Annotated in this window: 18 protein-coding genes; 11 read left to right on the plus strand and 7 right to left on the minus strand. The window is 61.0% G+C overall.

Going from position 1 to position 22,107, the window contains the following annotated elements:
* Window positions 1-10: 10 nt before the first annotated feature.
* The 3 genes from AC1RAC_RS04790 to rpiB all read right to left on the minus strand — a co-directional run bounded on the left by AC1RAC_RS04790 (window position 11) and on the right by rpiB (window position 3,516).
* A complete protein-coding gene (locus AC1RAC_RS04790; protein ID WP_197882025.1) occupies window positions 11-1,579 on the minus strand; it encodes a TerC family protein in 1,569 nt (522 codons plus the stop codon).
* A 431-nt stretch (window positions 1,580-2,010) separates the two neighbouring features.
* Window positions 2,011-2,991, minus strand: a complete 981-nt coding sequence (locus AC1RAC_RS04795; RefSeq protein ID WP_034125745.1) for a sugar-binding transcriptional regulator — start codon at window positions 2,989-2,991, stop codon at window positions 2,011-2,013.
* 63 nt (window positions 2,992-3,054) lie between these two features.
* Window positions 3,055-3,516, minus strand: a complete 462-nt coding sequence (gene rpiB / locus AC1RAC_RS04800) for a ribose 5-phosphate isomerase B (protein ID WP_492616305.1) — start codon at window positions 3,514-3,516, stop codon at window positions 3,055-3,057.
* A 273-nt stretch (window positions 3,517-3,789) separates the two neighbouring features.
* Here rpiB and AC1RAC_RS04805 point away from each other — a divergent pair, with 273 nt between their 5' ends.
* The 7 genes from AC1RAC_RS04805 to dhaL all read left to right on the plus strand — a co-directional run bounded on the left by AC1RAC_RS04805 (window position 3,790) and on the right by dhaL (window position 11,058).
* Window positions 3,790-5,277, plus strand: coding sequence for a sugar ABC transporter ATP-binding protein (locus tag AC1RAC_RS04805; RefSeq protein ID WP_294156568.1), 1,488 nt, complete (start codon window positions 3,790-3,792; stop codon window positions 5,275-5,277).
* Window positions 5,274-6,251 (plus strand): ABC transporter permease, encoded by a 978-nt coding sequence (locus AC1RAC_RS04810; RefSeq protein ID WP_014718193.1) that lies wholly within the window; start codon window positions 5,274-5,276, stop codon window positions 6,249-6,251. Before AC1RAC_RS04805 ends, AC1RAC_RS04810 begins: the two co-directional genes overlap by 4 nt.
* A gap of 34 nt (window positions 6,252-6,285) precedes the next feature.
* The gene (locus AC1RAC_RS04815) at window positions 6,286-7,293 is read left to right on the plus strand and encodes a substrate-binding domain-containing protein (protein WP_034125748.1); all 1,008 of its coding nucleotides are present in this window, start codon (window positions 6,286-6,288) and stop codon (window positions 7,291-7,293) included.
* 120 nt (window positions 7,294-7,413) lie between these two features.
* Window positions 7,414-8,169 (plus strand): SDR family oxidoreductase, encoded by a 756-nt coding sequence (locus AC1RAC_RS04820; RefSeq protein WP_054896550.1) that lies wholly within the window; start codon window positions 7,414-7,416, stop codon window positions 8,167-8,169.
* Between the two features lie 27 nt (window positions 8,170-8,196).
* Window positions 8,197-9,312, plus strand: coding sequence for an erythritol/L-threitol dehydrogenase (locus AC1RAC_RS04825; RefSeq protein ID WP_019817618.1), 1,116 nt, complete (start codon window positions 8,197-8,199; stop codon window positions 9,310-9,312).
* A gap of 96 nt (window positions 9,313-9,408) precedes the next feature.
* Entirely contained in the window at window positions 9,409-10,410 is a 1,002-nt protein-coding gene (locus AC1RAC_RS04830) for a dihydroxyacetone kinase subunit DhaK (protein WP_492616306.1), read from the plus strand.
* Window positions 10,411-10,413: 3 nt separating this feature from the next.
* On the plus strand, window positions 10,414-11,058 hold the full coding sequence (gene dhaL, locus AC1RAC_RS04835) for a dihydroxyacetone kinase subunit DhaL (protein ID WP_492616307.1): 645 nt from the start codon (window positions 10,414-10,416) through the stop codon (window positions 11,056-11,058).
* Between the two features lie 148 nt (window positions 11,059-11,206).
* Here dhaL and sohB read toward each other — a convergent pair whose 3' ends face one another.
* Window positions 11,207-12,232 (minus strand): protease SohB, encoded by a 1,026-nt coding sequence (gene sohB, locus AC1RAC_RS04840; RefSeq protein ID WP_014718187.1) that lies wholly within the window; start codon window positions 12,230-12,232, stop codon window positions 11,207-11,209.
* A gap of 194 nt (window positions 12,233-12,426) precedes the next feature.
* On the opposite strand from sohB, the gene AC1RAC_RS04845 reads away from it, so the two are divergent.
* Both AC1RAC_RS04845 and AC1RAC_RS04850 read left to right on the plus strand, forming a co-directional pair.
* Window positions 12,427-13,137 carry a histidine phosphatase family protein gene (locus AC1RAC_RS04845; RefSeq protein ID WP_034135852.1) on the plus strand — a complete coding sequence of 237 codons (711 nt, stop codon included), beginning with the start codon at window positions 12,427-12,429 and terminating at the stop codon, window positions 13,135-13,137.
* Window positions 13,138-13,193: 56 nt separating this feature from the next.
* Window positions 13,194-13,508 carry an SCP2 sterol-binding domain-containing protein gene (locus AC1RAC_RS04850; RefSeq protein ID WP_034125754.1) on the plus strand — a complete coding sequence of 105 codons (315 nt, stop codon included), beginning with the start codon at window positions 13,194-13,196 and terminating at the stop codon, window positions 13,506-13,508.
* 191 nt (window positions 13,509-13,699) lie between these two features.
* On the opposite strand, the gene AC1RAC_RS04855 is transcribed toward AC1RAC_RS04850, so the two are convergent.
* Complete coding sequence (locus tag AC1RAC_RS04855) at window positions 13,700-16,336, minus strand: MGH1-like glycoside hydrolase domain-containing protein (protein WP_054896553.1); 2,637 nt, start codon at window positions 16,334-16,336, stop codon at window positions 13,700-13,702.
* A 198-nt stretch (window positions 16,337-16,534) separates the two neighbouring features.
* On the opposite strand from AC1RAC_RS04855, the gene hglS reads away from it, so the two are divergent.
* Window positions 16,535-17,911 (plus strand): 2-oxoadipate dioxygenase/decarboxylase HglS, encoded by a 1,377-nt coding sequence (gene hglS, locus AC1RAC_RS04860; RefSeq protein WP_492616308.1) that lies wholly within the window; start codon window positions 16,535-16,537, stop codon window positions 17,909-17,911.
* 797 nt (window positions 17,912-18,708) lie between these two features.
* Here the strand turns inward: hglS and AC1RAC_RS04865 are convergent.
* Window positions 18,709-18,933, minus strand: a complete 225-nt coding sequence (locus AC1RAC_RS04865; RefSeq protein ID WP_034125758.1) for an HP1242/YdcH family protein — start codon at window positions 18,931-18,933, stop codon at window positions 18,709-18,711.
* A gap of 175 nt (window positions 18,934-19,108) precedes the next feature.
* On the opposite strand from AC1RAC_RS04865, the gene tkt reads away from it, so the two are divergent.
* Window positions 19,109-21,163: a transketolase gene (tkt, locus tag AC1RAC_RS04870; protein ID WP_492616309.1), complete on the plus strand. Its 2,055-nt coding sequence runs from the start codon at window positions 19,109-19,111 to the stop codon at window positions 21,161-21,163.
* Between the two features lie 30 nt (window positions 21,164-21,193).
* Here tkt and AC1RAC_RS04875 read toward each other — a convergent pair whose 3' ends face one another.
* Window positions 21,194-22,105, minus strand: a complete 912-nt coding sequence (locus tag AC1RAC_RS04875; protein ID WP_072447726.1) for a LysR family transcriptional regulator — start codon at window positions 22,103-22,105, stop codon at window positions 21,194-21,196.
* Window positions 22,106-22,107: the final 2 nt, after the last annotated feature.

A 22,107-nucleotide genomic window follows, 5' to 3' on the forward strand; every position in this document is an offset into this window, starting at 1 on the left:
AAGGACATCTTCAGCCGTTATGACCTGAGCAAGGGTGCAAGTGCACTTGCGTCACTCGACGCTCCTCCACTTCAGCCACGGTCAAACGCCAGCCTTCATGTTCCAGGCTATCGCCCACCACCGGCAGGCGGTCAAGCAGGCTCATCACCAAACCTGCCAGGGTTTGATAATCCTCGGTCGTCACCGCCTTGAAGCCCGTGCGTTGACGCACCAGGTTGAGGTTCAAGGCGCCATTGGCACGGAAGCCATCGCCTTGCTCGACAATATCGGGCCCTTCGATTTCGCTGGCATCGGGCAATTCACCGGCGATGGATTCCAGAATATCCGTCATGCTCAATACGCCCATGAAGTCGCCGAATTCGTTGATCACGAAAGCGATGTGAGTGGACTCCTGGCGCATCTGCTCCAGGGCATTGAGGATCGAAAAACTGTCCAGCAGGTTGATCGCCCGACGCGCCAGGTGTTCCAGGTTCGGCTCGTTGCCCGCCAGGTACTCCTTGAGTAACTCCTTCTTGTGCACAAAACCCAGGGGCTCATCCACCGCACCGTTACGGATCAACGGCAGACGCGAGTAGGACGAGTGCATCAGTTTCAGACGGATCGTCTCGGGGTCGTCCGCCAGGTCGATGCAATCAACCTTGGCCCTTGGGGTCATCAGGGTGCGAATCGGCCGCTCGGCCAGTTGCAGCACACCGCTGATCATCACCCGTTCGCGCCGGTCAAACAGCGGACCCTGCGCAGCATCCGGCTCGCCCAGCAGGTCGGCTACCTCTTCACCCACCTCTTCCACCGCCAGGCTGCGGCCGCCCAACAAGCGCATCACCGCATGGGCGGTACGCTCACGCACCGGCAACACACCCTGTGCCGATTTTTTGCGACGGGCTCGGGCGATCTGGTTGAACACCTCGATCAGAATCGAGAAGCCAATGGCCGCGTACAAGTAGCCCTTGGGAATATGGAAGCCCAGGCCTTCGGCGGTCAGGGCGAAACCGATCATCATCAGGAAGCCCAGGCACAGCATGATCACGGTGGGGTGCGCATTGACGAAACGGGTCAGCGGCTTGCTCGCCACGATCATCAGGCCGATGGACACGATCACGGCGATCATCATCACCGCCAGCTCGTCGACCATGCCCACGGCGGTAATCACCGCGTCGAGGGAGAACACCGCATCCAGCACCACGATCTGCGCGACGATCGGCCAGAACATGGCGTAAGCCACACTGCCCTTGTGCTGTGCCACATGGCCTTCAAGGCGCTCATGCAATTCCATAGTGGCCTTGAACAGCAGGAATATACCGCCGAACAGCATGATCAGGTCACGGCCGGAGAAGCTCTTGTCGAACACCTCGAACAGCGGCTGGGTGAGGGTCACCAACCAGGAAATACTCGCCAACAGGCCCAGGCGCATCAGCAGCGCCAGGGATAAACCGATCAAACGTGCACGGTCACGCTGCTCCGGCGGCAACTTGTCCGCCAGGATCGCGATAAACACCAGGTTGTCGATACCCAGCACCAGTTCCAGCACAATCAAGGTCGCAAGGCCGAGCCAGGCCGTAGGATCCGCTAACCATTCCATTTATAAATTCTCTGTCTTTAAAGTGTTCAGAACGCCGGGCACGGCAAAGTGCGGTCATGCGACCGGGACAAGGTTAGTTGACGGAATACGGGGTGCTTCAGCGGGAACAGCGACAGCGGTTGTCTTGGGGAAAGACGACTGGGAGGCTCCGAGAGGGTGTTCATGCACGTCCTGAAATGACAAAAGGACTTGAATCCTACATTCGAAATACAAATTTCCCACAACGCAAAACTATTACAAAACCTGTAAACCCCATCAGAAGCACAGCAACTCTTGTGGGAGCTGGCCTGCGATGCCGGCACCTCGATGCATGATCGTTCCCACGCTCTGCGTGGGAATGCCGCCTTTGACGCTCCGCGTCCCACACGCGCAAGGATGACGCGGAGCGTCACAGGATGCGTTCCCACGCTGGAGCGTGGGAACGATCTGCATCAGGTTTTACGAGTGGCATCGTCCAGCGCCAGGATGGTGTGGGCATTGGTGACGGTGGTCGCCAGCGTATTGATCACCCCCGAACGCAACGCCCCCAAGGTCGCCGCCGCCTTGGTGTTCTCGCTGGCAATCGCCACCACATCCGGGATGCGAAACAGCTCCTGCACCGTCAACCCGATCACGCGCCCCTGGATGGCGTTGACCGCCGGCTGGCCGTGAATGTCGATAAAGTCATAGCCCATCATGTCGCCCACGGTGCCAGACAACCGCGCCTGGGCGATTTCCTGGGGCGAGAACCAGCCCATGCGCACCATGTTGCTGTTCTCGCTCATGTCGCCGATGCCGATCAGGGCGATATCGGCACGGCGGGCGCGGTCAAGAGTCGAACGCACCGTGTCGTTGTTGATCAGCACCCCGCGCAGTTCCGGGTTGGCCACCAGCGCCGGGGCGTACAGGCTTTCACTTTCGCCACCAAAGCGCAGGGCCAGGCGTCGGCAGATGTGGTCAGGGTTCATGTATTCGCCGGCCTTGAGCGAACCGCCGATGGCACACACGAAAGTGCAGTTGCGGGTCACCGGCAGAAACACGTTATCGGCCACCGCGCCGACGTTACGCCCCATGCCCACGGCAACGATCATCCCATCACTCAGGGTCTTGTTGAGGTAGTTGGCGACCAGGCTGGCGACCGCCGAGCGCTGGGTGTCGGGGTCGCTGTGGTCGACCGCGATCAAGGCGCGGTCGAGCTTGAAGCGCTCCACCAGCGCCCGCTCCAGCTCGTTGTTCATCGCCGGGTGCTGCAACACGCGCACCTCGACGATCCCTTCATCCCGAGCACGCTTGAGCAGGCGGCTGACTTTGGCCCGCGACAGGTCAAAGCGCTTGGCAATGGCCTCCTGAGTGACGTTCTCAAGGTAATAGAGCATCGCCACTTCGGTCATCTGATCGATATCACTGGCCATGCGCTGGGTACTGTCACTCATGGGGACGGGCTTCCGTTTCGGCGTCAAAGGCGCATTCTCCCGACTCTTGCCCCGCGCCGTCCACTACTGATGCCCATCGCGCTCGATCGCATTGATGCGTTCGACCTTGGCCCCGGACCGCGCCGCTTCGAACTCCGAGGCCAAAAACGCACTGACGATGCTTTTGGCCAACTCCGCACCGATGACCCGCGCACCGATGGAGAGGATTTGCGCATCGTTGCTCTTGCGCGCCCGCTCCGCCGAGTAGGTGTCATGGGCCTGGGCCGCACGGATGCCCAGCACCTTGTTGGCCGAGATGGCCATGCCTATACCGGTGCCGCATACCAGCACGCCGAGGCGCTGTTGCCCGGCAGTGATGGCGGTGGCCACGGCCAGGGCGATGTCCGGGTACAGCACCGGCGCCGTTGAATGCGTACCGAAGTCGGTGACCGGGTACCCCAACGCCTCGATATGGCGCTTCAACAACTCTTTGAGCTCAAAACCCGCTTCATCACATCCGATAGCCACCGGGAAAGGTGTGTTCATGGCGCCAAACTCCACTGATCAAATGATCACTTAGTGAAATATCTCTCACTCATTTCGCAAGCATTCCCCCCTTACTGTCAAGCGAGATTTAACTGACCTGCCAGTCAAAGCCCTATACCAAGGCAATACCAAGGCAATAACCGCGTCAAAGATGAGAATCACACCTTTTAAGTGAAAGAGATTGACTGATCAGAATTTCATTTGATACACATATGATCACAGCGAAACATGACTGTGCGACCTAATAAGAATTCACAGCACGAGGACACGCCGATGGCCACGCCATTACTGCTCCAGGCTGAACACGTCGCCAAGGCTTACGCCGGGGTGCCAGCCCTGCGCGACGGGCGCCTTTCTCTGCGCGCCGGCAGCGTCCACGCCCTGTGCGGCGGCAACGGTGCCGGCAAGTCAACCTTCCTGAGCATCCTGATGGGCATCACCCAGCGTGACGCCGGCAGCATTGTGCTCAACGGCGCACCGGTGCAGTTCAATCGCCCGAGTGAAGCCTTGGCGGCGGGGATCGCAATGATCACCCAGGAGCTCGAACCCATCCCCTACATGACCGTCGCCGAAAACATCTGGCTGGGCCGCGAACCGCGCCGCGCCGGTTGCATCGTCGACAGCAAGGCCCTCAACCGCCGCACCCGTGAACTGCTCGAAAGCCTGGAGTTCGACGTCGACGCCACCAGCCCCATGCACCGCTTGAGCGTGGCGCAGATGCAATTGGTGGAAATCGCCAAGGCGTTCAGCCATGACTGCCAGGTGATGATCATGGACGAGCCCACCTCGGCCATCGGCGAGCGCGAGGCCGAAACCCTGTTCAAGGCGATTCGCCGCCTTACCGCGCGCGGCGCCGGCATCGTGTACGTGTCCCATCGACTGAGCGAACTGGCGCAGATCGCCGATGACTACAGCATCTTCCGTGATGGCGCCTTTGTCGAAAGCGGGCGCATGGCCGATATCGACCGCGACCACCTGGTGCGCGGCATTGTCGGCCAGGAACTGACGCGCATCGACCACAAGGCGGGCCGCGAATGTGCGGCCAGCACCTGCCTGCAAGTCGACAACCTGAGCCGCAACGGTGAGTTCCACGACATCAGCCTGCAACTGCGCCGTGGCGAGATCCTCGGCATTTATGGGTTGATGGGCTCCGGGCGCAGTGAATTCCTCAATTGCATCTACGGCCTGACCGTGGCGGATTCCGGCAGCGTTACCTTGCGAGGCAAGCCCATGCCCATCGGGCAGCCCAAGGCGACCATCGACGCCGGCATGTCGCTGGTTACCGAAGACCGCAAGGACAGCGGCCTGGTGCTGACCGGCAGCATCCTGTCGAACATTGCACTGTCGGCCTATAAGCGCTTGTCGAGTTGGTCGCTGATCAACGCACGTAAAGAAGCGCAACTGGCCGAGGAGATGGTCAAGCGCTTGCAGATCAAGACCAGCTCCCTGGAGCTGCCGGTGGCATCAATGAGCGGCGGCAACCAGCAAAAGGTGGTGCTCGCCAAATGCCTGTCCACCGAGCCGGTATGCCTGCTCTGCGATGAACCCACCCGCGGCATCGACGAAGGCGCCAAACAGGAGATCTACCACCTGCTCGACCAGTTCGTGCGCGCCGGTGGCGCAGCCATTGTGGTGTCGTCGGAAGCACCGGAACTGCTGCACTTGAGCGACCGCATCGCCGTCTTCAAAGGCGGCCGGCTGGTCACTATCAGCACCGACACCGCCCTTTCCCAGGAAGCCTTGTTGAGTCTTGCCTCATGAATGCCAAAACCATCGTTGCTCCCGTTACTGCCGCGCCGCGCAACCGCCTGCGCCTGTCCCTCGACCGCTTCGGCCTGCCGCTGGTGTTTATCCTGCTGTGCGTGGTGATGGCGTTTTCCAGCGAATACTTCATGACCTGGCGCAACTGGATGGACATCCTGCGCCAGACCTCCATCAACGGCATTCTCGCCGTGGGCATGACCTATGTGATCCTGACCAAGGGCATCGACCTGTCGGTGGGGTCGATCCTGGCGTTCGCCGGGTTGTGCAGCGCCATGGTCGCCACCCAGGGTTATGGCCTGTTGGCGGCGGTCAGCGCGGGGATGTTTGCCGGCGCGATGCTCGGGGTGGTCAATGGTTTCATGATCGCCAACCTGTCGATCCCGCCGTTCGTGGCCACCCTCGGCATGCTCAGCATCGCCCGGGGCATGACCTTTATTCTCAACGACGGCAGCCCGATCACCGACCTGCCCGACGCCTACCTGGCCCTGGGCATCGGCAAGGTCGGCCCGGTGGGCGTGCCGATCATCATCTTCGCCGTGGTCGCGCTTATTTTCTGGATGGTGCTGCGCTACACCACCTACGGCCGTTATGTGTACGCGGTGGGCGGCAATGAAAAAAGCGCGCGCACATCGGGCATTGGCGTGCGCAAGGTGATGTTCTCGGTCTACGTGGTCTCGGGCCTGCTCGCCGGGTTGGCCGGCGTGGTGCTGTCGGCACGCACCACCTCTGCCCTGCCCCAGGCCGGGGTTTCCTATGAGTTGGACGCGATTGCCGCGGTGGTGATCGGTGGCACCAGTTTGTCCGGCGGTACCGGCAGCATTGTCGGCACCTTGTTCGGGGCACTGTTGATCGGCGTGATCAACAACGGCCTGAACCTGCTCGGCGTGTCCTCCTATTACCAGCAGGTCGCCAAGGGCCTGATCATCGTGTTTGCAGTACTGATCGACGTGTGGCGCAAGAAGAAACGCTGAAGAACGACCCATAACAATAACTGGAGTTCTACTTATGAAACTGGGTACCACCCTGGCCGCTGCGGCGGCCCTCTCCCTGCTCGCCAGCAGTATCGCCCTGGCCGCCGACGGCAAGACCTACAAGATCGGCGCAGCCGTCTATGGCCTCAAGGGTCAGTTCATGCAGAACTGGGTCCGCGAGCTCAAGGAACATCCGGCCGTCAAGGATGGCACCGTGCAGTTGACCGTGTTCGACGGCAACTACGACGCCCTGACCCAGAACAACCAGATCGAAAACATGGTGACCCAACGCTACGACGCGATTCTGTTCGTACCGATTGATACCAAGGCCGGCGTCGGTACCGTCAAGGCCGCCATGAGCAACGACGTGGTGGTCATCGCCTCCAATACGAAAGTAGCCGATGCCAGCGTGCCGTATGTGGGTAACGACGACGTGGAAGGCGGCCGCCTGCAGGCCCAGGCCATGGTCGACAAGCTCAATGGCAAAGGCAACGTGGTGATCATCCAGGGCCCGATTGGCCAGTCGGCGCAGATCGACCGGGAAAAAGGCGAGCTGGAAGTGCTGGGCAAACACCCGGACATCAAGATCATCGAAAAGAAAACCGCCAACTGGGACCGCGCCCAGGCCATGACGCTCACCGAAGACTGGCTCAACGCCCACCCCAAGGGCATCAATGGCGTGATCGCCCAGAATGACGACATGGCCCTGGGCGCCGTGCAGGCGCTGAAGTCCCATGGCCTCACCTCCAAGGATGTGCCTGTGACCTCTATCGACGGCATGCCGGATGCGATCCAGGCGGCGAAAAAGGACGAAGTCACCACCTTCCTACAGGATGCCCAGGCCCAGTCCCAAGGCGCGCTGGACGTAGCGTTGCGTGCCTTGGCCGGCAAGGACTACAAGCCGCAATCGGTGATTTGGGAGCGCTATGCCAAAGACGTGAAATGGGGTGACGGCACGGCCAAGAACTACATCCTGCCCTGGGTGCCGGTGACCAATGCCAATGCGGACGCGCTGTACAAGCAAGTCAGCGGCGGTAAGTAGTTTGATCGTTCCCACGCTCCGCGTGGGAACGCATCCGTGACGCTCCGCGTCACTTAACATCGGAACGCAGAGCGTTCCACGCGGCATTCCCACGCAGAGCGTGAGAACGAGGAGTCATTCATGTCTGGTTTCTGGAACCAAGCCTTCGACCTCAGCGGCCGTTGCGCGGTGATCACCGGTGGCGCCGCCGGCATCGGCCTGGCCTGCGCCACCTTGCTGGCGGAACGCGGCGCAAGGGTGGCGCTGCTGGACCGCGACCCGGCCGTGGTCGAGGTGGCAGCCAGCCTGGGTGCCGGGCACCTTGGCATTGCCGTCGACCTCGGGAGGATCGACCAGATACAACCGACCGTCGACAAGGTGTTCGCGCATTTCCAGCGCCTGGATTACCTGATCAACAGCGCAGGCGTGGTGCTGCTGGACAAGGCCATCGACGTCAGCGAAAGCGCCTGGGACACCACCTTGGACATCAACCTCAAGGCCAGTTTTTTCATGGCTCAGGCCTGCGCCAGGCACATGATCGCCCAGGGCAGCGGGCGCATCGTCAACCTGGCGTCCCAGGCTGCCGTGATTGGCCTGGACCGTCACGTCGCCTACTGCGCCAGCAAAGCCGCCATCGTCGGCATGACCAAAGTATTGGCCATGGAGTGGGCGCCGCAGATCAACGTCAACGCCATCTCCCCGACCATCGTCGAAACCGCCCTGGGCAAAAAAGCCTGGGCGGGCGAGGTGGGTGAGCGGGCCAAATTGCAGATTCCGGCAGGTCGCTTTGCCCAGCCGGAAGAAATCGCCGGGCTGGCGTTGTACCTGCTCAGTGATGCCGCGCAGATGATCACCGGTGCCAACATGGTGATCGACGGCGGCTACAGCATTCAGTAATTCATCGTTATGTCGTGAGGTTTTGTCATGTCCACCGTCACCGAACGCACACCTGAACAACTCGCCCCGAGCATCCCGAAAACCATGCAGGCTGTGGTCTGCCACGGTCCCGAAGATTACCGCCTGGAAACCGTCGACGTGCCCACACCCGGCCCCGACGAGATCCTGACCAAAGTCGAGCTGTGCGGCATTTGCATGGGCGATATCAAGACCTATCGCGGCGCGCCGTCGTTCTGGGGCGATGCCGAACAACCGCGCTACGTGAAGCCACCGATGATCCCCGGGCATGAGTTCGTGTGCCGCGTGGTCGCCCTTGGCCCAGGCGCCGAGAAGCGCGGCGTGGCCGTGGGCGACCGGGTGATCTCCGAGCAGATCGTGCCGTGCTGGGGCTGCCGCTTTTGCAACCACGGCCAGTACTGGATGTGCCAGAAGCACGACCTGTATGGCTTCCAGAACAATGTGCAGGGCGCCATGGCCCAATACATGATCTTCACCAAGGAAGGCATCATCCACAAAGTACCGGAATCCATCGCCCCCGATGAAGCGATCCTGATCGAACCCCTGGCCTGCTCGCTACACGCGGCGGAACGCGCCAACGTCGACCATGACGACATCGTGGTGGTCGCCGGCGCCGGCACCCTGGGCCTGGGCATCATCGGCGCGGTGCGGTTGCGCAACCCGAAAAAACTCATCGTGCTGGACATGAAACCCGAACGCGCCGCCCTCGCCCTGCGCCTGGGCGCCGATGAAGTGTGGAACCCGGCCGAGGTGGATGTGTTGGCGAAGATCCGCGAAATCACCGATGGCTACGGCTGCGACATTTATATCGAGGCGACCGGGCATCACAAGGCGGTGAACCAAGGCCTGGCGATGCTGCGCAAGCTGGGACGCTTTGTGGAATTCAGCGTGTTCAATGACGAGGCCACGGTGGATTGGTCGATCATCGGTGACCGCAAGGAGCTGGATATCCTCGGCTCGCACCTGGGGCCGTATATGTACCCAAGGGCCATAGACTTTATCGGCAACCGCAAGATCGATATGCGCGACGTGGTGACCCACAAGTTTGCGCTGGCGGACTTCAAGGAAGCCTTTGCAGTGATGGAACGCGGCGATAAATCGCTGAAGGTTGTGCTCGAACCCTGATCTCAGTAACAACACAAAACCCTGTGGGAGCTGGCTTGCCTGCTCCCACAATGGAAGGGTGTCGCCCCTTAGAACAAGAACACAGGAACCCGCGTTATGAATCGAGTCATCAACGATCCCGACCAAGTGGTCGAAGACATGCTGCGCGGCATCCTGGTCGCGCACCCCGAGCTGCGCCAGTACGAAAGCAACCCACGGGTCATCGTCAAGGCCAAGCCCTCCGCCCAGGGCCGCGTCGGCATTGTCACCGGCGGCGGCTCCGGGCATGAGCCGGCGTTCCTCGGTTATGTTGGCCCAGGCCTGGTGGATGCGGTGGCCGTTGGCGAGATTTTTTCCTCGCCCACCGCCAAAAGCTTTTTCGACGCCTTCCACGCCGCCGACCATGGCGCAGGCGTGGCATGCCTGTATGGCAACTACGCGGGCGACAACATGAACGTGAAGCTGGCGATGAAAATGGCCGCCAGCAAAGACATGCGCATCCGCACGGTGGTCGCCAACGACGACGTGGCGTCCGCGCCCAAGGCCGACATCGCCAAGCGTCGCGGTGTAGCCGGGGAGATCTTCATGTGGAAGATCGGCGGTGCCGCCGCTGCCCAGCATTACGACCTGGACGGCGTGATTCGGGTGGCGCAGAAAACCGTCGACCACTGCCGCTCGATTGGTATCGGCCTTACGCCCTGCACCATCGCCGCGGTGGGCAAGCCGAACTTCCAGATTCCCGACGGGCAGATGGAATTAGGTATTGGCCATCATGGCGAGCCGGGCATCGAAGTCATCCCGATTGAACCGGCCGCCGCCATGGCCAAGCGCATGCTGGCGCCGATCCTCGCCGACCGCGATTTCAGCCAGGACGACAGCGTGGTGGTGCTGGTCTCAGGCCTGGGCGCCACCCCGGTGATGGAGTTGTATATTTTCTACGCCGAGGTGGAAAAACAGCTCAAGGCCAAAGGTTTGAAGATTCACCGTTGCTACGTGGGCAACTACTTCACGTCCCTGGAGATGATGGGCGTGACCTTGACCCTGCTCGGCCTCGACGCCGAGCTGAAAACCCTGATCGACCAACCCTGCCGCTCCATCGGCATGACCCAGGCGGAGTGAACCATGAGCCAGCATTTTTCCACCCATGACGGTAGCGCCATTGTCGCCGACCTGGTCAGCGTGATCGTGGCAAACCGGGAGTACCTCAGCGAAGTCGACGGCGCTATAGGCGATGGCGACCATGGCATCAACATGGCCAAGGGCTTTGCCCATTGCGGCCGCACGATCGAAGGCCGCCAACTGACCCTGGCCGAAGCCCTGGATGAACTGACCCTGAGCCTGATGGAAGGCATCGGCGGCTCCATGGGCCCCTTGTATGGCAGCCTGTTTATCGGCATGGCCGACGAAGTGCGCGCCAGTGAAGACATCGACGCCGCCACCTTCACCCACCTGCTGCGCGGCGGCTTGACCTCGTTGCAGGACATCACCGAAGCGGGCGTGGGCGACAAGTGCTTGATGGACACGTTGATCCCGGCGGTGGAAGCCTTTGAACGGGCGCATGCAGCGGCGCGTTCTTTCAGCGATGCACTCGACGCGATGAAAAGCGCTGCTTCTCAGGGGCGGGATTCGACCAAGGACCTGGTGGCCAAGATTGGCCGAGCGAGTCGTTTGGGTGAGCGTTCCCTCGGCGTTCTGGATGCCGGGGCCGTATCGTGCTGCCTGATCCTTACGCAGTTGGCGGACTCGATTAAACCCCGTTTGACCTGACATGAGCGTTCCCACGCTCCGCGTGGGAATGCAGCCTTGGACGCTCCGCGTCCCACCTACGCCAGGGTGACGCAGAGCGTCACTGGAGGCATTCCCACGCTCCGCGTGGGAACGATCGACAGGGGATTACCTGGTTTTCAGTACTGGCTTACCAGAACCGCTGCTGGGTCAAGCGGCTCCACCAGGTCAACAGCACCCGGTCCACCGAGCCGCTGGCCGCCAGGCCCACACGCTCCTGCAGGCTCTTACGCTCGGCATAGTGCAGGTGGAACACTTCGGCGGTCTTGGCCTTGGTGGCCAGGTATTCATCGCTGGTTTGCAGCTCATCAACCAGTTGTTTGTCGAGAGCGGCAACCCCCAACCACACTTCGCCAGTGGCCACCTCGTCAATCGCCAACTGCGGGCGGTAACGCGAGACGAAGTTCTTGAACAGCTGATGCGTGATGTCCAGGTCTTCCTGGAACTTCTCCCGGCCCTTCTCGGTGTTTTCGCCGAACACAGTGAGCGTGCGCTTGTATTCACCGGCGGTCAGCACTTCAAAGTCGATGTCGTGCTTTTTAAGCAGGCGATTGACGTTGGGCAACTGCGCCACCACGCCAATGGAACCGAGAATGGCGAAGGGTGCACTGATGATCTTCTCGCCGATGCACGCCATCATGTAGCCGCCGCTCGCCGCGACTTTGTCGATGCACACGGTCAACGGCACGCCGGCCTGGCGGATACGCGCCAGTTGCGAAGAGGCCAGGCCATAGCTGTGCACCATGCCGCCGCCGCTTTCCAGGCGTAGCACCACTTCGTCCTTGGGCGTCGCCAGGCTCAGCAGTGCGGTGATTTCATGGCGCAGGCTTTCGGTGGCCGAAGCCTTGATGTCACCGTCGAAATCCAGCACGAATACCCGTGGCTTGGGCTCGGGCTTCTTCTTGTCTTTCTTCTTTTCAGCTTTGCTTTCGGACTTGCGCAGGGCCTTGAGCTGGTCCTTGTCGAGCAGGCTGGACTCCAGGCGCTCACGCAAGCCCTTGTAGAAATCATTCAGCTTGCTGACCTGCAATTGGCCGGCGGATTTACGACGACCTTTGCTGCGCAGTGCTGCAAAGCTGATCAGTACCACCAGAATAGCGACCACCAGGGTGACGGTCTTCGCCAGAAAGCTCGCGTATTCGGCCAAAAAATCCATATGTCTCCTTAAAAAATGCACTGCGCCAGGCGCGGATGGCCTCAGCATACCGACGCCACTGCGAAGGAGCCAGTGATCAAACCGCCAGCAGGTGGGCTCCAACGCGCTTTTAAAACAAGCGTATGTTTTTTCATTGACAGCTCGCAGGCATCCTCATAACCTCGCCAGACTTTCAACGTACCGGGAAAACGGACGTGGGCAGCATTTATCTGATTCGACATGGCCAGGCTTCCTTCGGTGCAGACGACTATGACGTCCTCTCGCCCATTGGCGTGGAACAAGCGCAAGTGCTCGGTCGCCACCTGGCAGACCTGGGCATTGCGTTTGACCGCTGCATCGCCGGCGACCTGCGTCGCCAGCAGCACACTGCCAGCGCCACGTTCGACCAGTACAGCGCCCTGGGCTTGCCGGTTCCGGCATTGGAAACAGACAGCGCGTTCAACGAGTTCGACGGCGAGGCAATCATTCGCGGCCTGTTACCCGACCTGCTCAGCAGTGAGCCGGATGCCGTGCACATCCTGCGCAATGGCCCGCAGAACCGCAGCGAGTTCCAACGCATTTTCGCCCTGATCATCGAACGCTGGCTGGCCGGCACCTATGATCCGCCCGGGCTGGAAAGCTGGCTGGGGTTTGTCGAGCGGGTCCAGGGTGGTTTGCAGCGGATCCTTGAAGCCGCCAACCACACCGACAAAATCGCCGTATTCACCTCCGGCGGCACCATCACCGCCCTGCTCCACCTGATTACCCGAATGCCTGCCGCCCAGGCCTTCGAAATGAACTGGCAAATTGTTAACACCTCGCTCAACCAACTGAAGTTCCGTGGTCGCGAGGTGGCACTGGCTTCCTTCAACAGTCACGCCCACTTGCAACTGTTGAAGGCGCCGCAGCTCATCACTTTCCGATGAACTGCGGCCAACCGTGACCCCAAGGTCACTGGACTCTACCCTTAAGGATCGAAACCATGACTGACGTAGCTAAAGCAGTAGAAGCAATGAAAGCCAAATTCAACCCAAGCGCTGCCGAAGGCTTGGACCTGGTGTTCGGTTTCCGTATCGACGACAGCAAGAATTTCTCGCTGGTGGTCAAGGACAAGACCTGCGAGCTCAAAGAAGGCGAAAACCCTGACGCGCAGGTCACCCTGGTGATGGACAGCGAGACCCTGGAAGGCATCGTCGACGGCTCCACCGACGGCATGCAAGCGTTCATGGGCGGCAAGCTGCGCACCGAAGGCGACATGATGCTGGCGATGAAGCTGAGCGAGCTGTTCCCTTCCTGATTCACGGTAACCCTGAATCCTGATCCCGCCTCCCCAGGCGGGATTTTTTTGCCGGCATTCTCGCGGTGAATGAAGATCCCCTGTGGGAGCTGGCTTGCCTGCGATGGCATCTACTCCATTTGCCGGACGCACCGCGGTGCCTGTATCGCAGGCAAGCCAGCTCCCACAGAAAAGCAAATCCGTAGGACTGCTCAGGTTTTTGGCTGTAGCAACAACGCCACCAACGCGCTCCACCCGGTCTGGTGTGAAGCCCCCAACCCTCGCCCTGTCTCACCATGAAAATACTCATGGAACAACACCAGGTCACGACTGGCCGGGTCTTCCTGCAACTGCGCATACCCCGCCATCGACGGCCGCACACCGTTTTCATCTTTGAGAAACAGCCGCGTCAGCCGCTCGCTGAGGCTGTCAGCCACTTCCTCGAGTGACGCCAGATACCCACTGCCCGTCGGGTACTCCACGGAAAAATGCTCCGCGTAATAGCGATGAAATTCGCGCAACGATTCAATCAGCATGTAATTGACCGGCATCCACAGCGGCCCGCGCCAATTGGAGTTGCCGCCGTACAAGCGTGAGTCGGATTCACCGGGTTGGTAACTGGCGCACAAGGTGTCGCCATTCATCTTCAACGCCAGGGGCTGCTCGGCGAACGCCTTGGATAGGGCGCGCACGCCAAAGGCCGACAAGAACTCCTGGTCATCCAGCATGCGTCGCAGCAAATCCTTGGTGCGTTCACCGCGCAGCAGCGCCAGCAACAGGCGGTTGCCCTGCCCCGGTTCGGTCCAGCGCGAAACCAACCTGGCCAGGTCCGGCCGATGATGCATAAAGCCCAGCAGGCGCTCGCGCAAGCCTTCCAGGCCCTCGTGCTCGCGCTGTTCCAGCACAAGCACCGCGAACAGCGGCATTAACCCGACGATGGAGCGCAGGCGCACCGGTTCGCTCTGGCCATCAGGACGGTGCAGTACGTCGTAGAAAAACTGGTCCTGCTCATCCCACAAGCCTTCGGCGCTGTCATCGACGCGGTTGATAGCGCCGGCGATGTAGAGGAAATGCTCGAAAAACTTCACGGCAATGTCCACGTACACCACATTGCGCTTGGCCAACTCCAGGCCGATGCGCATCAGGTCCAGGGCATAGGCCGCCACCCAGGCGGTGCCATCGGCCTGGTCCAACTGGTAACCCGGCGGCAACGTGGCCGAGCGGTCGAACAAGGCGATATTGTCCAGGCCCAGAAAACCGCCCTGGAACAGGTTGCGGCCCTCGGCGTCCTTGCGGTTGACCCACCAGGAGAAATTCAGCAGCAGTTTGTGAAAGATCCGCTCCAGGAAATCCATGTCGCCCACGCCGGTCAACGCCTTGTCCTGCTGATATACGCGCCAGCTGGCCCAGGCGTGCACGGGCGGGTTGGCGTCGTCAAAGCGCCATTCGTAGGCCGGCAATTGGCCGTTGGGGTGCATGAAGCGGTCCTTTACCAGCAGCAACAGCTGTTGCTTGGCGTAACCGGGGTCGATCAGCGCGATGGCCACCGCCTGGAAGCCTTGATCCCAGGAGGCATACCAGGGGTATTCCCAAGTGTCGGGCATGGACAAGATGTCGAAGTTGCTCAGGTGCCGCCAATGGGTATTGCGGATAAGCAGACGCTCGGGCGGTGGCGCGGGCTGGGCCGGGTCGCCGTCAAGCCACTGGTTCACGTCGAAATAGTACAGTTGCTTGGACCACAGCAGGCCGGCCAGGGCCTGGCGTTGCACATTGCGCGCATCGTCATCGGCAAGGCCCTGTTGCAAGACCGCGTAGAAGTCATCGGCCTCCTGGCGGCGCTGTTCGAATAGCTTGCGCGCATTGACATCGGGCGCGTCCAAAGGCGCAAAACGCAGGTAGAGGATTTTGCTTTCCTGGCCCGCCAGTTCAAGGGTGAAATGCGCGGCCACCTTGGTGCCGGCGTCCCGGCGAACGGCCGACCCAACCCCGCCCACCACGTAATCATTAATGCCATCCTTAAATGGCCCCGGCGCCGGTTGCCCGTCCAGTTTGGGCCGATTGGTTTGGTTTTCGCAGAACAGCCACTGCAACCCGTCCTGGCCCCAGGCACTGAGGTGGCGATCATCGAGTTCATGATGACGCGCCAGAACCCGCTCGCCGTCCAACCTCAAGCTGGGCTTGGGTGCATCGAAGGTCCAGCTCCAGTCATTGCGCGCCCAGAGCTGGGGCAGCACCTGCAGGCGTGTGGGTTGGTCCGAACGGTTATGCACGGTGACGCGCATGAAAATATCGTCGGGCTGATGCTTGGCGTATTCGACACTGACGTCGCAGTAGTGGTTGTCTGCGAACACACCGGTATCAAGGATTTCATACTCGGCATCCGCCAGCCCACGACGGGCGTTTTCGGCGATCAGGTCAGCGTAGGGAAAGGCCGCATGGGGATATTTGTAGAGCATGCGCATGTAGGCATGGCTCGGCACGCCATCGACGAAAAAGTACAGTTCCTTGACGTCTTCACCGTGGTTGCCTTCGGCGTTGTCGAGGCCGAACAGACGTTCCTTGAGGATTGCGTCACGCTCGTTCCACAGCGCCAGGCCCAGGCACCAGCGTTGAGCCTTGTCACTGAAACCGGCCAATCCATCCTCGCCCCATCGATAGGCGCGGCTGCGTGCATGCTCATGAGGGAAGTAGGCCCAGGCGTCACCGTCGGCGCTGTAGTCTTCGCGCACCGTGCCCCATTGGCGTTCACTCAGGTACGGGCCCCAGTCGCGCCACTGCTCGGCGCCTGGCGTTGCCAGGCGCTGGCCTTCGAGGGTGTCCAGCAGGTTGGTTGCGGGTTTGGCCGTCATTGGGTCCTCCTTCACCTACACAGTGGAGCGCAGTGTAGAGCCCAATGACGCCCGCTTGCACATGAAGACTTGGGCGCAGGGTCAACTCATTCATTTGCAGAATGAAGTCCAGAAGAATCTTCGTTTGCAAGGCGGCAGGCTGCTCAACAAAATCAGGCAAAGGCCACTTTCATCGCTCCAGTCATCAGGAATTTTTCTATGCACGCCACTGCACATGTCAGCCCTGACGAGATCCGCAAGGGCTTTTCCAAGGCCATGTCCGACATGTATCGAGATGAAGTTCCTTTATATGGGGCGTTGCTGGAATTGGTGGCCGAGACCAACGCACATGTGCTCGACAGCGAACCGGGCCTGGCGCACCAGCTGCAGCGTACCGGCGAAATCCAGCGCCTGGGCATGGAACGCCACGGCGCCATCCGCTTGGGCACCGCTGCGGAACTGGCGACTATCAGCCGTTTGTTCGCGGTGATGGGCATGCAACCGGTGGGGTACTACGACCTCACCCCCGCTGGCGTACCTGTTCACTCCACCGCCTTTCGCGCCGTGCATGAACACGCGCTGCAAACCAGCCCGTTTCGCGTGTTCACTTCATTGCTACGCCTGGAACTGATCGAAAACCCCGACCTGCGCGCCTTCGCCGAAAGCGCCCTGGCCAAGCGCTCGATCTTCACCGCCGAGGCCTTGGCATTGATCGACCAGGCAGAGACCCAAGGCGGCTTGAATGCCAGCGATGCCGAGGCCTTTATCCGCCAGGCCCTGGAGACGTTCCGCTGGCACCACACTGCCACGGTCACCGGCGCCCAATATCAGCAACTGAGCGACCAGCACCGCCTGATCGCCGACGTCGTCGCGTTCAAAGGCCCGCACATCAACCACCTGACCCCGCGCACCCTGGACATCGACCAGGTGCAGGCGGCGATGCCCGGCAAAGGCATCACTCCCAAAGCCGTGATCGAAGGCCCACCTCGGCGCCAATGTCCGATCCTGCTGCGCCAGACCAGCTTCAAGGCCCTGGACGAACCCATCGCCTTCACTGATGCCCACGGCAGCCACAGCGCACGCTTCGGCGAAATCGAACAGCGCGGCGTCGCACTTACCCCTAAAGGCCGCGCCCTGTACGACCAACTGCTGAACGCCGCCCGCGACGAACTCGGCACATTCCCTAATGAAGCCAACGCCGAGCGCTATGTGCAATTGATGGAACAGCACTTCCACGCCTTCCCCGATAACTACCCGCAGATGCGCGAGCAGGGCTTGGCGTATTTTCGCTACTTCGTCACCGATAAAGGCCTGACGGCACGCGCCCAGGCCGATCAGCCGCGCACATTGGAGGCGCTGGTCGGTGCCGGTCATGTGGCGGTGGAGCCGTTGGTGTATGAGGACTTTTTACCGGTCAGTGCGGCGGGGATCTTCCAGTCAAACCTGGGGGATGGGGCGCAGAGTCACTACGCGGGCAACTCCAACCGAGATGCCTTCGAACAGGCGCTGGGGCGCAGCACGATTGATGAGTTGCAGTTGTATGAGCAGACGCAGCAGCGTTCCATGGATATATGCGTTGAAACGCTGTTGAAATGACTGGATGCAAGACCGAACGCCAAGCGTCACGGCGTTGATGGTAACCACGATGCGAAGCGAGCCGCTCTTGATCTTGATCTGCTTTTGATCTTGATCTTAAGCGCCCCGTCAAACCACGCTGGCCGGAATTCGACAGGGATTTGGGGGGTAAACCGGCAGGGATGCCGGTTTAGCCGCCCCGCGCCATGGATGGCGCGTGGCGGCGGCCCCCCAAATCACTGGCGGATTACGGGCACACCGAGCCTGGGCGAGGTGCCGAGTGGTGGGGCAAGAGCGTTTTGCTTACTTTTGTCTGGGCCGGCATTCCGGCTTTTCAAAAGTGAGCCGCTGTAAAAGCGGAACCCTAAGTGGCCGTTACCGCAGGAATGGATATACACCCGGTATACCTGCGTCGCCTGTCAGGCCGCCTTCGCGAGCAAGCCCGCTCCCACAGTTGGATCGCGGTGTGTCAGGTAGATAGGCGTCGGCTGGGAGGCCGCCATCGCAGGCAAGCCAGCTCCCACAGACAGCATTTGCAGCCGACCGATTCGGCCCTGTGTTGCATGAATTCTGAGGATGCCCACCCGGCTCAAACAACGCAATCCTTGCGCCGCAACAAGCCCCAGAGCCGAGTGGACGGGGCGCATCATAAGGAGAGAAGCGGCACTTGTCCTCCAGACAATTCTGAACAAATGTGCACATTCCGTGTGTGTGTGTGGCGAGGGAGCTTGCTCCCGCTGGGGTGCGAAGCGCCCCCATCGGCGGCGGCTGCGCAGCCGAACGGGAGCAAGCTCCCTCGCCACAGGTTACGGGTTTGCTTAACCCAGCCGCTGCGCAATTTCGTCTTTGATCGACAGCCGCTTCTTCTTCAGGTTCTCCACCTCTTCATCGCTGGCACTGGCTTTTTCCGCTTTTAGCACCTTGGCGTCGGCGTCGTCGTATTGAGTGAGCAGTGAGTCCAACCGGTTGTCTTGCGCCCTGCGCTTGTGAACGTCTTCCTTGCTCAATCCCAAGTCCTGATACAGGTCGTGTTTCACTGGCATGGCGTACCTCCACAGATTGATCGATGGTCTACGCCCTTGAAGCTAGCCCATTCCAACAAGCCTTGTCATGTTTGAAGTCAAGAACGACCCGTTCGTCGCGGCGCACGCGATGGGATCAAACCTTTGCCCCGCCCTGCCCTCCACTGTAGATCGCCACCCCAGGGAGAACGGTTTTATGAATCACGTTGCCACTGCTGCCGACACCCAATGCATCAATACCCTACGCACCTTGGCCATGGATGCCGTGCAGAAGGCCAATTCGGGTCACCCTGGCACGCCCATGGGCCTGGCGCCCGTGGGGTACACACTGTGGAGTCGCTTCCTGCGTTATCACCCCGAACACCCCGACTGGCCCAACCGTGACCGTTTTGTGTTGTCGGTGGGGCATGCCTCGATGTTGCTGTATTCGCTATTGCACCTGGCCGGCGTGGTAGAGATCGACGCCCACGGCCAGCGTTCCGGCCAACCGGCCGTCAGCCTCGAGGATATCAAGCAGTTCCGGCAGATGGGCTCCAAGACCCCTGGCCACCCCGAGTACCGCATGACCACAGGCGTAGAAACCACCACGGGCCCGTTGGGCCAGGGCTGCGCCAACAGCGTGGGCATGGCCATGGCTGAGCGTTGGCTGGCTCAGCGCTTCAACCGCGACGGCCAGGTGCTGTTTGACTACGACGTCTACACCCTGTGCGGTGACGGCGACATGATGGAAGGCATCAGCAGCGAAGCCGCGTCCCTGGCCGGGCACTTGAAGCTCGATAACCTGTGCTGGATCTATGACAACAACACCATCAGCATCGAGGGCCACACTGAGCTGGCGTTCAGTGAAGACGTGATCCAACGCTTCCAGGCGTATGGCTGGCACACCGTGCATGTCACCGACGCCAATGACTTGCAGGCCTTGAGCGTGGCGCTGGAAACCTTCAAGGCCAACACCGGCGCGCCCACCTTGATCGTGGTGGACAGCGTGATCGGCTACGGCTCACCGCACAAACACAATACCGCTGCTGCCCATGGGGAGCCGTTGGGGGACGATGAAATTCGCCTGACCAAGGCCGCCTATGGCTGGCCGCAGGATTCGAGCTTCCTGGTGCCGCAAGAGGCTCGCACAGTGTTGCGCGATGCCCTTTACGAACGTGCCGAGCCGTTGTACGCCGAATGGAACCAGACCCTGGCCTCCCTCGAGCCGCAACGGGCCGATGAACTGCAACGCATGCGCGCCGGGGAAATGCCCGAGCAATGGCAAGCGCACCTGCCAGACTTTGCCGCCGATGCCAAAGGCGTCGCCAGCCGTGCCTCAGGCGGCGAAGTGTTGAATGCCTTCGCCCAACAGATCCCCTGGCTGCTGGGCGGCTCGGCGGATTTGTCGCCCTCGACCAAGACCAACCTCACCTTCGACGACGCCGGGCGTTTCAGCGCGGATGATTACAGCGGGCGCAACCTGCACTTCGGTATCCGCGAACACGCCATGGGCGCAATCGCCAACGGCATGGCGCTGTCCTACCTGCGCCCGTATACCTCGACCTTCCTGGTATTCAGCGATTACATGAAACCGCCGATCCGCCTGGCGGCGATCATGGAATTACCCGTGATCTTCGTGTTTACCCATGACTCCATCGGCGTCGGCGAGGATGGACCGACACATCAGCCTATCGAACACCTCACCCAACTGCGGGCCACGCCGGGGCTGTTGACCTTGCGCCCGGGCGATGCCAATGAAACGCTGGAATTGTGGAAAGTCGCCTTGGCCCAGACTCATCGGCCCAGCTGTGTCGTGCTGTCACGCCAGCCGCTGCCCACTCTGGATCGCACCCAGTACGCGGCGGCCTGCGGCGCGGCCAAAGGTGCCTACGTGCTGGCCAGTGCGCAAGAGCCTGAGGTCATCCTGATAGGAACAGGCAGCGAAGTCAGCCTGGCGGTCGCCGCGTATGAGCAGCTCAAAGGTGAAGGCATTGCCGCCAGCGTGGTATCGATGCCCAGTTGGGAGCTGTTTGAAGAGCAGGATCAAGCCTATCGCGACAGTGTGCTGCCGCCCGCAGTGAAAGCTCGCGTAGTGGTGGAACAGGCCGGCCCCTTGGGCTGGGACCGCTATGTCGGGCAGACCGGCGCCAAGGTGGTGATGAACAGTTTTGGCGCCTCGGCACCGCTGGCAAAGTTGCAGGAGAAGTTCGGGTTTACCCTGGACAATGTGGTGAAGCTGGCCAAGCAACAGCTCCAGTTGGCCGAGCACTGACCCGCATAAGCGCGCGGAGCTGGTTCGCAGTCACGCCAGTAACCGCGCAAGTTCTTCACGGCAATAGTCGACAAACAATTGCACCGGCTTGGTCAGCGGTGCACGACGCAACCACACGGCCGACAACCCGGACCCCGTGACCGTTTCAGCCAAGGGAATGCACACCACCTTCTGCCCATCATAGGTGTACTCGCTGAAGGGTTTGGTCACCAGGATCGAGAACCCGAACCGGCGCCCCACCATGCCCCGCACCATTTCGATGGAGGGCGAGCTGAATACGATATTCGGGGTCAGCCCGCGCTCTTCGAAGATGCTCACGAAGTAGGTACGGCTGGGCAACACGTCCAGCAAAATCATTGGCTCCAGCACCAGGTCGGCCAAGGACACCCTGGCCTGCTGGGCGAAGCGGTGATCGGCCGGCAGCAACGCATAGGGCTGTTGGGGCGGCATCAGCGGCGTGGTCTCGATGGTGCCGCCCAGGTCGTGCTCAAACAACATCGCCACGTCGATACTGCCTGCGGTCAGCGCCTGCACCAATTCCTGCTGCTCGCCATCGCGGATGCGGATCTCCACCCCTGGCCAGCGTGCCTTGAAGCCGGCGATCAAGCGTGGCAGGTACAACGGCGCCACGGTTTCAAAGCAGCCGATGTCGATCTGCCCGGCCACCACGTCATTATCCGCCAGGGCGTTCTGCTCGAACTCATGGGCCACCCGCAACAGCTCCAACGCCTTGCGATAAAAGCGCGCGCCACTGGGCGTAAGGGAAACGCCCTGGGCGTGGTGGCGGATAAACAGCTGCACGCCAAAGCTGTCTTCCAGCTGTTTGATCGCCGTGGACACCGACGGCTGGGCGATATACAGCTTGCGCGACGCCTCGGCGACGCTGCCGCATTCGGCCGTGGTCACAAAATATCTGAGCTGGCGCAGGTTGTAGGCAGCCATCG

It is taken from the genome of Pseudomonas sp. GW823-FHT02F05 (assembly GCF_058797315.1).